This is a genomic window from Sphingomonas sorbitolis, from assembly GCF_036663875.1.
Lineage (GTDB): Bacteria > Pseudomonadota > Alphaproteobacteria > Sphingomonadales > Sphingomonadaceae > Sphingomonas.
On record NZ_JAXOJS010000001.1, the window covers coordinates 285,543 to 299,790 of the forward strand.

8 protein-coding genes are annotated in these 14,248 nt (G+C 65.9%); 3 read left to right on the plus strand and 5 right to left on the minus strand.

Going from position 1 to position 14,248, the window contains the following annotated elements; genetic code table 11:
• Window positions 1–97 precede the first annotated feature (97 nt).
• On the minus strand, window positions 98–721 hold the full coding sequence (locus tag U1763_RS01160) for a response regulator transcription factor (RefSeq protein ID WP_332753748.1): 624 nt from the start codon (window positions 719–721) through the stop codon (window positions 98–100).
• A complete protein-coding gene (gene acs, locus U1763_RS01165) occupies window positions 718–2,673 on the minus strand; it encodes an acetate--CoA ligase (protein WP_332753749.1) in 1,956 nt (651 codons plus the stop codon). Before acs ends, U1763_RS01160 begins: the two co-directional genes overlap by 4 nt.
• Window positions 2,674–2,827: 154 nt before the next feature.
• Between acs and U1763_RS01170 the strand changes: the two genes are divergently transcribed.
• Entirely contained in the window at window positions 2,828–4,276 is a 1,449-nt protein-coding gene (locus U1763_RS01170; protein ID WP_332753750.1) for a DcaP family trimeric outer membrane transporter, read from the plus strand.
• 31 nt (window positions 4,277–4,307) lie between these two features.
• Window positions 4,308–5,975 carry an MFS transporter gene (locus tag U1763_RS01175; RefSeq protein ID WP_332753751.1) on the plus strand — a complete coding sequence of 556 codons (1,668 nt, stop codon included), beginning with the start codon at window positions 4,308–4,310 and terminating at the stop codon, window positions 5,973–5,975.
• A 73-nt stretch (window positions 5,976–6,048) separates the two neighbouring features.
• Here U1763_RS01175 and U1763_RS01180 read toward each other — a convergent pair whose 3' ends face one another.
• From U1763_RS01180 to U1763_RS01190, 3 genes are read right to left on the minus strand one after another with little or no spacing between them, the layout of a single operon-like run.
• Window positions 6,049–7,581, minus strand: a complete 1,533-nt coding sequence (locus U1763_RS01180) for a tryptophan halogenase family protein (RefSeq protein WP_332753752.1) — start codon at window positions 7,579–7,581, stop codon at window positions 6,049–6,051.
• Window positions 7,578–9,050, minus strand: coding sequence for a tryptophan 7-halogenase (locus U1763_RS01185; protein ID WP_332753753.1), 1,473 nt, complete (start codon window positions 9,048–9,050; stop codon window positions 7,578–7,580). Before U1763_RS01185 ends, U1763_RS01180 begins: the two co-directional genes overlap by 4 nt.
• Window positions 9,047–10,579, minus strand: coding sequence for a tryptophan halogenase family protein (locus U1763_RS01190; protein WP_332753754.1), 1,533 nt, complete (start codon window positions 10,577–10,579; stop codon window positions 9,047–9,049). The genes U1763_RS01185 and U1763_RS01190 overlap by 4 nt, the downstream gene beginning before the upstream one ends.
• Window positions 10,580–10,928: 349 nt before the next feature.
• Between U1763_RS01190 and U1763_RS01195 the strand changes: the two genes are divergently transcribed.
• On the plus strand, window positions 10,929–14,228 hold the full coding sequence (locus U1763_RS01195) for a TonB-dependent receptor (RefSeq protein WP_332753755.1): 3,300 nt from the start codon (window positions 10,929–10,931) through the stop codon (window positions 14,226–14,228).
• Window positions 14,229–14,248: the final 20 nt, after the last annotated feature.

Consider the following 14,248-nt stretch of genomic DNA (forward strand, 5'->3'; position numbering starts at 1 on the left):
CCTCCGTCGCCTTCGGCGCCACCTCCCCCTGGCGGGGGAGGATTGAGGGCACGGACACGCTTCGTCAGGATGACGGTTGGGGAGTGACGGTGCGCGGCTAGTCGGCGAAGTGGATGTCCATTGCCCGTGCCGCGAGGACCGCTTGCGTGCGGTTCTGGACGCCTAGCTTGCGCAGGATGGCGGTCATGTGACCCTTCACCGTGCCTTCCGAAATGCCGAGGTCGAAGGCGACTTGCTTGTTGAGACGGCCGGCGAGGACACCGAGGAGGACCTTGAGTTCGGTGGGGGTGAGGCTGGCGACGCGTGTCGCCATCGCGTCGATCGGGGCGCCTTCGGTTGGGGTGTCGCGTTCGCCGGCGAGGGCTCGGGCTACGGCGGTTTCGAGCGTGGTCAGGTCGGCGGTCTTGGAGACGAAGCCGATCGCGCCATAGGCCCTCGCACGCGGTGCCGCCTCGGCTTCGTCGGCCGAGGAGATTACCATGATCGGCGTGTCGGGGCGTTCCGCGTGGAGCAGCGCAACACCCGCAAAACCTTCCGACCCCGGCATGCGCAGGTCGAGCAGGATCAAATCGAGCCGCTCCGCCCCGCGCACCGCGTCGACCGCCTCGCAGAGCTGCCCCGCCTCGATCACCACCGCATCGGGCGCGGCGCGGCTGACCGCCAGTTTGAGCGCCTGGCGGAACAGCGGATGGTCGTCGGCGATGAGGATCGTGCGCGTCATGCCGGTACGGGGATAGCCTCCTCGCGGCCGGCGATCAGCGCGTCGACCACCGCGGGATCGGCGAGCGTCGAGGTGTCGCCGAGCTGGTCGAGCTGGTTCTCCGCGATCTTCCGCAGGATGCGGCGCATGATCTTCCCCGAGCGCGTCTTGGGCAGCGCCGGCGCGAACTGGAGGATGTCGGGCGTCGCAATCGGGCCGATCTCGCGGCGGACCCATTGGACGAGTTCCTTGCGCAGGTCCTCGCTCGGCTCGGCGTTCGCGTTGAGCGTGACGTAGGCGTAGATGCCCTGGCCCTTCACGTCGTGCGGCATGCCGACGACCGCGGCTTCGGCCACCTTCGAATGCGCGACGAGCGCGCTCTCGACTTCGGCGGTGCCCATCCGGTGGCCGCTCACGTTGATGACGTCGTCGACACGGCCGGTGATCCAGTAATAGCCGTCCTCGTCGCGGCGGCAGCCGTCGCCGGTGAAATACTTGCCGGGATAGGTCGAGAAATACGTCTGGAAGAAGCGCTCGTGATCGTTCCACACGGTGCGCATCTGGCCGGGCCAGCTGTCGGCGATGACGAGATTGCCCTCGACCGCGCCCTCCAAAACCTTCCCGTCGGCATCGACCAGTTCGGGCATCACGCCGAACAGGGGTTTGGTCGCACTACCGGGCTTGAGTGCGGTTGCCCCGGGCAGTGGCGAGATCATGTGGCCGCCGGTTTCGGTCTGCCACCAGGTGTCGACGATCGGGCAGCGCCCGTCGCCGACGACCTTGTGATACCAGTTCCACGCCTCCGGATTGATCGGTTCGCCGACCGAGCCGAGCAGGCGCAGCGACTTGCGGCTGGTGCGCGTGACCCAGTCGTCGCCCTCGCGCATCAGCGACCGCAGCGCGGTCGGTGCGGTGTAGAGGATGTTGACCTGGTACTTATCGACGATCTGCCAGAACCGGCTGTGATCGGGATAGTTCGGCACGCCCTCAAACATCACCGTCGTCGCACCATTGGCGAGCGCGCCGTACAGCGAATAGGTGTGGCCGGTGACCCAGCCGACGTCGGCGGCGCACCAGAAAATCTCGCCGGGGCGGTAGTTGAAGACGTATTCGTGCGTCATCGACGCCCACACCAGATACCCGCCGGTCGAGTGGAGCACGCCCTTGGGCTGGCCGGTCGAGCCGCTGGTGTAGAGGATGAACAGCGGGTCCTCGGCGTTCATCGGCTCGGGTGCGCAGTCGGTCGACTGGCCCTCGACGCACTCCGAATACCAGCAGTCGCGGCCTTCGGCCATCGTCACCTTGCCGCCGGTGCGACGGACGACGATGACGGTCTCGACCGCGAGATCGCCGTGGTCGAGCGCGGCGTCGACGTTTGCCTTCAACGGGACGGTCTTGCCGCCGCGCAAACCCTCGTCGGCGGTGATGACGATGCGGCTGTCGCAGTCGTGGATGCGGTTGCACAGGCTCTCGGGCGAGAAGCCGCCGAACACGACCGAATGGATCGCGCCAATCCGCGCGCAGGCGAGCATCGCGAACGCCGCCTCGGGGATCATCGGCAGATAGATGGTGACGCGGTCGCCCTTCTTGACGCCCTTCGCCTTCAGCGCATTGCCGAGCTTCGAGACCTCGTCGCGCAGTTCGGCATAGCTGATCTTGCGGTCGTCGGCGGGGTCGTCGCCCTCCCACAGGATCGCGGTCGCGTCGGGACGCGCGTCGGCGTGGCGATCGACGCAGTTGGCGGCGACGTTGAGCTGCCCGTCCTCGAACCAGCGGATGTGGAAATCGCTCTCGTCGAACGACGTATCCTTGATCTTGGTCGGCGGCACGATCCAGTCGAGGCGCTTGGCCTCCTTCGCCCAGAACGCATCGGGATCGGTCGCGGCCTCGGCATACATCCGGTCATAGGCGGCGGCGTCGATCAGGGCGTCCTTCGCCCATTCCGCGGGGACGGGATAGCTTGCCTCGGTCATCTGGCTCTCCTTTTGCCACGCTGTACGCGGTCGTGTTCGGGCGATCATCCCGCACCAAAGTAAGGGGTGGACGGAGGGACGCAATGCGCCATGATGACCACGCTAATTCCACGCGTAAGACCTGTGGAAAAGCGCGGAGACGGGGATGACATTTATGGCGTTCAAGAAACGGCTGGCCTTGACGGCGCTGCTCGCGGGCACCGCGCTGGTACCCGGCGTGGTGCAAGCGCAGACTGCGCGCGAGGTCGAGCTGGAAACGCGGCTGAAGGCACTGGAAGCTGCGGTTCAGGACCTGCGCGGTGAACTGAACGCCGCGCGGGCGACGGCTGCGGCCGCGCCGCAGCCTGCCGCTCCGGCGACGTCGACCGCCGCACCAACCGCGGTCGCGTCCGCGCCGAACGACCTGCACCCGACGGCCCCCGTCGGGCCGACCGCGCCGACCGCGCTTGCCGAAGCGAAAGCACCCGCCGCAGCGTCGACCGACGGGTTCAAGGTCGCGGGGACGACGGTCAAGCTGAACGGCTTCATCAAGACCTGGGCATCGGTCAGTCGCTACAGCGGCGGCAACATCGCGCCGGAATCGGTCGGTCGCGACTTCTATTTCCCGAGCATGATCCCGGTCGGCGGTCGCAACGAGGGCAACAGCCTGGAATCGCACGCCAAGCAGACGCGGATCGTGCTGGCGACCGACACGCCGATCGCGGGACACAGCCTGAAGGGTCTGCTGGAAGTCGATTTCCAGGTCGTGCCGGGATCGCAGGGTAACCAGCGCGTCGTCAGCGGCTACAACCCCGGCCTGCGTCGCGCGTTCTTCACCTACGACAATTGGCTGTTCGGTCAGGAATGGACGACCTTCCAGTATATCGGCGCGCTGCCCGAGACGACCGACTTCATCGGACCGTCGGAGGGTAGCGTGTTCGTTCGGCAGGCTCAGGTGCGGTATACGCGCAAGTTGAGCGATACGCTGACGGTATCGGTCGCGGCCGAGAACCCGGAAACCGCGTCGACCGGCCTGACCTCTGCCGCGATCGTCGAGAATGCGGACGATCGCCTGCCCGACGTCGCGGCTCGGCTGAACTACAAGACCGCGTTCGGCGAGTTCTCGCTGGCGGGTCTGGCGCGCAAGCTGACCATCGATACCGGACCGCTGAACGAGAGCGCGACGGGCTGGGGCGTGTCGTTCGCGGGCAAGGTGCCACTCGACGTGTCGGGCCGTTCCGATATCCGCTTCATGGTCACGCACGGCGACGGCATCGGCCGGTATGTCGGCCTGAACCTTGCGCCCGACGCCGTCTTCGCGGCGGTGCCGGGCGCGGAATTGCGGACGCCCAGCCTCACCGCTGGCTTCGCTGCGCTCAAGCTCGGCTGGACCGACAAGCTGCGCTCGACCTTCATCGGCAGCGTCCAGTCGATCGATTATCCGACCGGCGGCGAACCGATCGGCGCGAGTGCGTCGGCGTGGAGCACGTCCGCCAACCTGTTCTTCTCGCCGATCAAGGCCATCGATCTGGGTGTCGAGTTCCGCCACGCGGAACGGCGGTTGGTCGACGGCCAGGTCGGCAAGCTCGACCGCGGCGAACTCGCCGCACGCTACTCGTTCTAAACATAATCGCTCCATCTGAGAGGATACCGCCATGGCGACTACAACAGGGAATGCTTCGCCCCTCGGGCATGTGAAGCAGAGCCAGCCGCTCATCATCATCGCGTCGTCGCTCGGCGCGGTGTTCGAATGGTATGACTTCTATCTCTACGGCCTGCTGGCGACGATCATCACCGCGCAGTTCTTCTCGGGCGTCAACGAGACTACCGGGTTCATCTTCGCGCTCGCGGCGTTCGCAGCAGGGTTCGCGGTGCGGCCGTTCGGCGCGCTGGTGTTCGGGCGGATCGGCGATGTCGTTGGGCGCAAGAACACCTTCCTCGTGACGATGGCGATCATGGGCCTGTCGACCTTCCTGGTCGGCCTGCTCCCGAGCTATGCCTCGGTCGGCGTCGCCGCGCCGATCGCGCTGGTGGTATTGCGCCTGTTGCAGGGCCTCGCGCTCGGCGGCGAATATGGTGGTGCCGCGACCTACGTGGCAGAGCATGCCCCCGACAAGAAGCGCGGGCTGTTCACCAGCTTCATCCAGACCACCGCCTCGCTCGGGCTGTTCGCGGCGCTGCTGATCGTCATCGGCGTACGGACTCTGGTGGGCGAAGAGGCGTTCGCGGCCTGGGGCTGGCGTATCCCGTTCATCGTCTCGATCGCATTGCTCGCCGTGTCGCTCTGGATCCGCATGCAGCTCGAAGAGAGCCCGGTTTTCCAGAAGATGAAGGACGAGGGAAAGACCTCGAAGGCGCCGCTGACCGAGGCGTTCGGGCAGTGGAGCAACCTCAAGGTCGTGCTGATCGCGCTGTTCGGTGCGGTCGTCGGCCAGGGCGTCGTGTTCTACACCAGCCAGTTCTACGCGCTGTTCTTCCTCGAGAAGAATTTGCGCGTCGACGGGCCGACCACCAACATTCTGATCGCGATCGCGCTGTTGATCGCCACGCCGGCGTTCATCTTCTTCGGCTGGCTGTCGGACAAGATCGGGCGGAAATACATCATCCTGACCGGCTGCGCGCTTGCCGCACTCACCTACATGCCGCTGTTCCATGCGCTGTCGAAGGCCGCCAACCCCGCTCTCTATGCGGCACAGGCCAATTCGCCGGTGACGGTGGTGGCCAACCCCGACGAGTGCTCGGTGCAGTTCGATCCGGTCGGCAAGAACAAGTTCGACAGCAGCTCGTGCGACATCGCCAAGGCGTATCTGGCGAAGGCGGGTATCTCCTACGCGAACGTGATCGCACCCGCCGGTACCGTCGCGCAGATCAAGATCGGCGGCACGACCATCCCGGTCGTCAGCCCGGCAGTCGTATCGGGGCCCGAGAAGGCTGCTGCGATCAAGACGTTCGGCACCGAGGTGAAGACCGCCCTTACCGCAGTGGGCTACCCTGAAAAAGCGAACCCGGCGCAGATCAACAAGCCGATGGTCGTCGCGATCCTCGTCCTGCTCGTGCTGTACGTGACGATGGTCTACGGGCCGATCGCCGCGCTGCTCGTCGAGCTGTTCCCGACGCGGATCCGCTACACGTCGATGTCGCTGCCCTATCATATCGGCAATGGCTGGTTCGGCGGGTTCCTGCCGACCGCGGCGTTCGCGATGGTCGCGGCGACCGGGGATATCTATTACGGGCTCTGGTATCCGATCGTCGCCTGCGCGGTGACGGCCTTGGTCGGGTTGGTGTTCCTGCCGGAGACGTTCCGCCGGTCGCTGCACGGCTGAGCTACTGCGTTACCGACAACCTGATCGGCCCCGGGGCGCTTAGGCGCGCCTCGGGGCCGAAATGTTTTGGGCGTTAGGTTCGAATTGGGGACCGCATGGGCGGGACGCCCTCAAACCGGCCATGCGCCGCAACGAAGTCGCCATGGCCGGGCAATGCCTGCGCCGTGCGCAACGTCGCCCCGCGGATCTGACGGACCGCGTCCGCAACGCGGTCGGCGTCGAGCGCATCGACGATCGGGTCATAACCTACCGGGACGACATCCTGGCCGAGCAGCACCTGCACCCAGCTCGAAATGCCGAAAAGTTCATCGTCGTAGCGGAAGATGCGGGCGTTTTTGCGGAACAGCGTGAGCTTGCGCGTTAGGCTATCGGGGATCGGCATCGTCCGGACATGCCGCCAGAACGCGGAATCGTCGCGCCGGGTGGCGTGATAGTGCAGGATGATGAAGTCGCGGACCGAGGTATAGGCGTCACCCATCAGGCGGTTGTATTCGTCGCGTTCGACATCGGCAAAACCGCGGTCGGGGAACAGCGCGAACAGCTTCGAGATACCGGTCTGGATCAGGTGGATGCTGGTCGATTCGAGTGGCTCGAGAAACCCTCCAGCGAGGCCAAGCGCGACGACGTTGCCCTCCCACAGCCTTTCCCGACGCCCCGCCTTAAACCGCAACTGGCGCGGCTCGGCGGTCGGTTTCGAGTCGAGGTTGGCGAGCAACGTAGCGGTCGCCTCGTCATCCGAGATGTGCGCGCTGGAATAGACATGGCCATTGCCGGTGCGATGCTGGAGCGGGATCCGCCATTGCCAGCCGGCGGTGCGCGCGGTCGCCCGCGTATAGGGCAATAGCGGCGTGCTCGGTTCGGTCGGCACCGCGACTGCGCGATCGCAGGGGAGCCAGTGCGACCAGTCCTCGAACGCCACGCCCATCGTCTCGCCGAGCAACAAGCTGCGGAAGCCGGAACAGTCGATGAACAGGTCGCCGTCGACCGATTGGCCACCTTCGAGGCGAACGGCGCGGACATGGCCGGTCAGCGGATCGCGATCGGTGCCGGTGATCCGCCCTTCGATCCGGGTGACGCCACCGGCCTCGGCACGGCGGCGGAGGAACGCCGCGTAGAGCCCGGCGTCGAAATGATAGGCGTAGGCGAGCGGTGGCTGGCCGCCAGGCTGGCCGAACTTGTGTAGATAGGCCGCCACCGCGGAGGGGGCATATTCCTCGAGCGTGCCGATACCGGGACGATCGCGCAGTTTCAGCCAGAGCTGGTGGAAGGCGAGCCCCTGGATGTCGCGGCCATGCCCGCCGAAAGCGTGCATGTAGCGATCGTCGCCAGTGTCCCAGCCGACGAACTCGATGCCGAGCTTGAAGGTGGCGCCGGTCGCGCGGAGGAAGTCGCGTTCGTCGATCCCGAGCAGCGCGTTGAAGCCGAGGATCGGCGGGATCGTAGCCTCGCCGACGCCGACCGTGCCGATCGCGTCGGACTCGATCAGGACGACCTGGCGCTGGCCATCGTCGAGATAGCGGGCGGCGGCCGCGGCGGCCATCCAGCCGGCGGTCCCCCCGCCGACGATGACGACTTTGCGGATGGGGCCAGGGTTGGGATCGGTCATCGTGCACGCTCCAGTTGCGCGAGATACAGGGGATAGGGGGGCAGGCGCGCCGGCAACGCGGCGGTTGCCTCGGCGAGCCGTTTCAGCGTCGCGGCGATCGTTTCGGGCGGGCTGGCCGAGGCGATCGGATCGGCGATGCGGGGGATGATGCCAAGACCGAGCAGCAAGCCGTGCCAGTCGTCCTTGTCGAAGCTTTCATCCTCGTAGAACGGCAGGCGACCGCGATGCGCAAAGTGTTCGAGCGTGTGTGCGAGGCTGTCGGGGCGGGGGAGGCGGGACGCATGCTTCCAGAACGGACCGCGCGTGCGACCGGTCGGCAGGTAATGCGCCGCCTGGACGTCGCGGACCCGAGCGGCCTGGCGGTAACTGCGCTGATTATATTCGGCGAGCTCGGTCGGCGCGCAGTCGCGCCCCGGCAGCAGGTCGATCGCGCGGAGGATCGCGGCATGGGCGAGGTACAGGTTGGCGTCGGCAAGCGGATCGAGCACGACCGCGGCATCGCCCAACGCGAGGACGTTGTGCTTCCATGGCTCAGGGCGGGCGCCCGGCGTGAGCGGTACGAAGGTGTCGCCGGCCGGCAGAATCCGCCGCGCGCTGGAGTCCGATGTCTGCTCCGCCGCGTAGGCGAGCCCGACCAGCGTGCGGTCGCGCAACCGGCTTGCGAACCGCCAGCCGGCCGGCACGGCGACCAGATCGTCGGTCGGTGTCAGGGTCTGCACCGGCGCCGTCCCCAGCAACAGACGATCGACCGGAAGCCAGCGCCGCCAATCGTCCCACTGCGTATCCATTGCCGACCGCAACGGAGCAGCGGGGCCGGAACAGTCAACATACAGATCGGCGACCACGCGACGCCCATCGGCTAGCAACAATGCCGATACCCGCCCGTCTTCGCAGCGCTCGACACCCGCAAAGGCGCCGGGAACGGGGACGATGCCGATATGCCGGGCGAGCGCGCGCAACAGGTCGCGGTAGCGGGGCGGATCGAGTCGCAACGCATAGCCGAAGCCCGAGATCGGCGAGTTTGGATCGTCGGACGGATGGACGAACTTGTCGGCGCCCGCGAGCACGGCCGCCACCGAAAAGGCATCGAACGCCGCTGTCTTCCCCGCGCGGCGTGCATTCAGCCAATGCTGGTGGAATGCGCCGGGAGCGATCGCCCCGCCGCGCTCTCCCTGCGCCAGCACGACAGGCGCCCCGTCCGCGCTCCAGTCCGACAGCCGCGTGCCGAGCCGGTGCGTCGCGCCCGCCGCGAGCAGATCGCGTTCGCGCAGGCCGATCCGATCGTGAAACGCAGTGATCGACGGCAGCGTGCCCGAGAGGCGATCGGTTAGCGCCGTGGGATCGTCCGGGGTCTCGATCAGAGTCACCGCCAACCCCGGCAGCGCGCGTGCGAACGCGATCGCCGCGGACAGGCCGACGACCCCGGCACCCAGCACGGCAATGCTCGCGATCGGCGTGCGGCTGGTCACGCGGCAATCGTCGCGTTGCGGCGGGCGATGAACGCGGCATGGTCGGGCATCGCCGAAGCAGTGGCGGCGACATGATCGCGCAGGCTGGCGACCGCGCGGTCGAGACCGTCGAGCCCGGGGCGATCGGCGCGCTGGTCCCAAGCCTGCGGGATGATGCCTTGCCCGAGATAGACCGCGATCCAGCTCGGTTCGAGGAACAGCCCCTCGCTATACTGCGTCACGCGACCGGCGCGGCGGAACAGCTCCATCTTGTCGGCGAGCGTCGTGGGCACGTCCATCGTCCGGACATGATTCCAGAAGTCCGAATCGTCGCGGGTGGTGGCGTGGTAGTGCAGGATCAGGAAGTCGCGGATGCGGTCATATTCCATGTCGACCATCCGGTTGAACTCGGTCCGGTCGGTCGCGGAAATACCCTCCGATCCGGCGCGCTGCGGAAACAGTTCGATCAACTGCGTGATCGCCATCTGCGCGAGGTAGATGCTGGTCGATTCGAGCGGCTCGAGGAAGCCCGAGGCGAGGCCGATCGCGACGACGTTGCCGACCCAGCTGTTGCTGCGACGACCGGCGCGAAATTTGAGGAAGCGGGGATCGGCGAGCGGCGTGCCCTCGACCGACGCGACCAGCGCATCCGCAGCGGCCTGATCCGCAATATGCGCGCTGGAATAGACATAGCCGTTGCCGACGCGGTGCTGGAGCGGGATCCGCCACTGCCACCCGGCCGGTTTCGCGGTCGCTCTCGTATAGGGTTCGATCGGCCCCTCGGGCGAGGTGCACGGCATCGCGACCGCGCGGTCGCACGGCAGCCAGCGCGACCAGTCCTCCCACGGCTCGGCCATCGCATTGCCGAGCAACAGGCTGCGGAAGCCGGAGCAATCGACGAACAGGTCGCCCTCGACCGTCTCCCCATTGTCGAGGCGGACCGCACGGACGTCGCCGCTCATCGGATCCTGGTCGACCGACACGATCCGCGCTTCGGTCCGGCGTGCGCCGTGCGCTTCGGCAAAGCGGCGGAGATAGGGGCCGAACAAGGTCGCATCGAACTGATAGGCATAGCCGAAGCTCGCCGCGAGATCGTCCGCCGGGCCACCGGGAATCGCGAAGCGGTGCGCCTTCGCAGCGGCGACCGCGACCGAATAGTCGCCGATTGGCCCTGCGCGTCCCTCCGCCGCGAGCCGAAGCCAGTAATGGTGGAAGCCGACATCGTCGAGCGGTCGGCCGAACGTGCCGAACGGGTGGATATAACTGTCGCCGATCGCGCCGAAGTCGCGGAAGTCGATTCCCAGTTTGAAGGTCGCATGCGTAGCCCGCATGAAGTCGGCCTCGTCGAGACCCAGTCGCTCCACGAAGGCGCGGATATGGGGCAGCGTCGCTTCGCCGACGCCGACGATGCCGATCTCTGCCGACTCGATCAGATGGACGCTACACCCTGTCGGCAACAGCCTGACCAGCGCTGCGGCCGTCATCCATCCCGCCGTTCCGCCACCGACCACGACAACCCGCGTTCCGCCCGTCTCCATCCCCGCCTTCATCCTCTCGCCAGCACCGTTTGCACAGTCTCTTCCGACAGCTTCTTATCAGTAGGACCGTTCCGAGCCTGTTACACTTTGGCCACACCTCGGCAACGTCTGACACATCTGTCTTTCAAATTGTCTTATTCGTCTTGTGATCCGTAATTTTGCTGCCTAACACCTTGGTAAGGCGAACGAAGGACGTTCGTCGATCTGGAGATGTGCGATTAGATCGTCTGCTCGAAGAGCGGCGGCGATCGCGCTGAAGGATGCTTAGGGGTTTATCATGGCTGGTGTTGCATCATCGCGGGCGATCGCTCGCGCGTCGCGTCTTATTGGCGCAAGCGTTTCGGTAATCGCAATTGCCGTCATGGCACCCTCAGCCCTCGCGCAGGTCGCCGATCCTGCTGCAGCGGATCCGCAGGCAGTGCCGGCGCCGGCCGGTTCGGGCGTCGCAAGCACGACGTCGGGTTCGGCCAGTCTCGACTCGGCAACCGCGGGTACGGCCCCCGGCTCGGCTAGCAACACCACCGGCACCTCGGGTGCGTCGCAGGACGCCGGTAATCCGACCCCGGACACCGACCGCGGCGAGATCGTCGTCACCGGCATTCGCCAGAGCCTGGCCAACGCACAGAACATCAAGCGTAATTCGGACACCGTCGTCGACGCGATCACCGCGGAAGACATCGGTGCGCTCCCCGATCGGTCGGTCAACGAAGCGCTGCAGCGCGTTCCCGGCGTGTCGATCAGCCGCTTCGCCGCCCCCAGCGACTCGGCGCATTACTCGGCACAGGGTTCGGGCGTCGTCATCCGCGGCCTCAGCTATGTCCGCGGCGAGTTCAACGGCCGCGACGCGTTTGCCGCAGGCGGCGGTCGCGAGATCGGCTTCAACGACATCCCTGCGGAAATCGTCGGCTCGGTCGAGGTGTTCAAGAACCTCACCGCCGATCTGGTCGAGGGCGGCATCGCCGGTACCGTCAACATCAACACGCGCAAGCCGTTCGACTCGAAGAAGGACCTGCTGTTCCTCTCGGCGGGCATGAACCTCGGCGATCTCGAGAAGCGCGGCGCGCCGCAGTTCGTCGGGCTCGTCTCGAAGCAGTTCGACCTGGGCAGCGCAGGCCGGTTCGGCATCCTCGCTAGCGGCACCTACCAGAAGCTCTACAGCCGTTCGGACTCGGTGTTCATCTCGTCGATGCTGCCGCGCTATAACGACGACAAGAACGGCAACGGCGTCCAGGATGCCGGCGAAGGCCGCGTGCTGAACGCGGGTACGCCGTTCCAGTCGACGCTGTTCGATACCTTCCCGCTGCCGGCCGGTCGCAACGTCGTATACGCACCGCTGGGCGCCGGTTCGCGCTCGCAGGATTTCGACCGCACACGCATCGGCTATTCGGGCGCCGCGCAATATGAGACCGCGTCGGGCAACCTGCTGGTCACCGCACAGTTCGTCCGCGCCGAATCGACCGACGACTGGCTCGAGCACACCGTCGAGCCCAACGTCTATTACGGCGATGCCAACACGGTGTTCCCGGTCGGTGGCTCGGACTTCACCTACGACGACAACGGCGTCTTCACGAGCGGCACGCTCGGCAAGCGCACCGGCGCGGTGCAGGGCAACGGCCCGAACGGGTACGGCGTGCTGAGCCAGTTTTCGCCGAACGGCGTGTTCACGACCGAATCCAACCGTCACTTCTTCTCGAAGTCGATCTCGCAGGATCAGTCGCTCAACATCAAGTTCGAGCCGATCGAGCGCCTCCACCTGAATTTCGACGGGCAATACGCCACTTCGAAGGTCAAGGTTCGCGACGACATCCTCGACACCGCGACGTTCAGCCAGACCGCGATCGACCTGCGCGGCAGCATCCCGCAGATCACGTCGATCACACCGGGCTTCGATACGACCAGCTATTTCGCCAACCCCAACTCGATCTATTTCCGCGACGCCTTCAACGGTCGCCAGGATAACGATGGCCACGAATGGGCCTTCCGCGGCGATGCGCAGTTCGACGTCAGCGACACCGCGTTCCTGCGCAACGTCCGCGTCGGTGGCCGGTATGCGGATCGCAAGCAGCTCGTGCGGTCGGCGGATTACAACAATTGGGGCTATCTGTCCGAGACGTGGTCGGCAAAGGGGCCGGTGAGCTATGCGGCACTTGGTCAGAACGAGCAGAGCCTGCACAATTTCACCAATTTCTTCCGTGGTCAGACCAACACGCCGCCGAGCGCGACGTTCGTCTCCGAAGACATTTTGCGCGATCACGACGCTTTCACCGATCTGCTGCGCAAGATCACGACCCTGGGCGGCGGCGGGTATACCGCGCTCGAAGATCGCAAGAACGGCGATGGCAGCCCGCTGAACGATGGCGCGTACCTGAACAGCGAACTCTATCGTAACCGCGAGCAGACCAAGTCCGCCTATGTCCGCGCCGATTTCGGCGTTGAGGATTTCGGCAACGGCATGAGCCTGACCGGCAACGTCGGCGTGCGCTTCGTCAATACCAAGGACAGCTCCAACGGCGCGATCACCTTCCCGAATCAGAGCAGCATCTTCGATGCGTCCAACCTGCCGGCGACCCCGACCGGTGGAGCGTATCCCCAGACGCTGGCCGGGTTCTGCCAGTCGCAGCGTGACAAGCCGCCGGCGTCGGGGACGATCAACGCGATCTGCACCGTGCCCGCAGCCCAGCAGGCGGCGATCCTCGCCTATGCGAACTCCGGATCGATCCCGGATGTCGCCAAGCAAAAGTTCAACTTCTGGCTGCCGAGCGCCAACGTGAAGCTGCAGGTCACGCCGACCTTGCTGTTCCGTGCCGCCGGATCGAAGGCGATCTCGCGTCCGAACTTCGGCGATCTGCGCAACTTCGTCGGCGTCGGTGTGTCGTCGGGCAACACCGCGGGCAACTACCAGTTCTCGGCGACGTCGCGGAACCCGTATCTGCGGCCGGTCGAGGCGTTGCAGTTCGACTTGACCAGCGAATGGTATTTCTCGAAGGTCGGCTCGCTGACCGCGACGGTGTTCCACAAGACCCTGTCGAACATCATCGTCGACAATCTGGGCTACACGCGCACGCTGACCAACAACGGCCAGACGTTCGACGTCCAGGTCAACGGTCCTGCCAATGTCGACGGCAAGTCGCGGATCAAGGGTGCGGAAATCGCGTACCAGCAGACCTTCGACTTCCTGCCCGGTGCGCTCGGCGGCCTCGGCCTGCAGGCGAACTACACCTATGTGAAGGCGGGCAAGATTCCCAACCCGGTGCCTGCCAACGGCGCCGCGGATGGCAGCCGTCCGCCGCAGGACGTCGCCGGTCTGTACGACAACCTGCCGCTCCAGGGCCTGTCGAAGCATACCGTCAACGTCGCCGGCTTCTACGACAAGGGTCCGTTCTATGCCCGCGTCGCGTATAGCTGGCGCTCGAAGTTCCTGCTGACCAACCGCGATTGCTGCTTCCCATTCCTGCCGGTCTACGCATTGCCGACCGGACAGCTCGATGCCTCGGCGTTCGTGACGGTGAACGAGCATTTCAAGCTCGGCGTGACCGCGTCGAACTTGCTCGACGAGACGACCAAGACCAACTTCCTGCTGAACGGCGCAGGGCTCGAAGCCCCGCGCAGCTTCTTCAAGAACGACCGGTCGTACACCTTGTCGGCACGCATGACCTTCTGAGGTAGCGGGATACGAGGCCA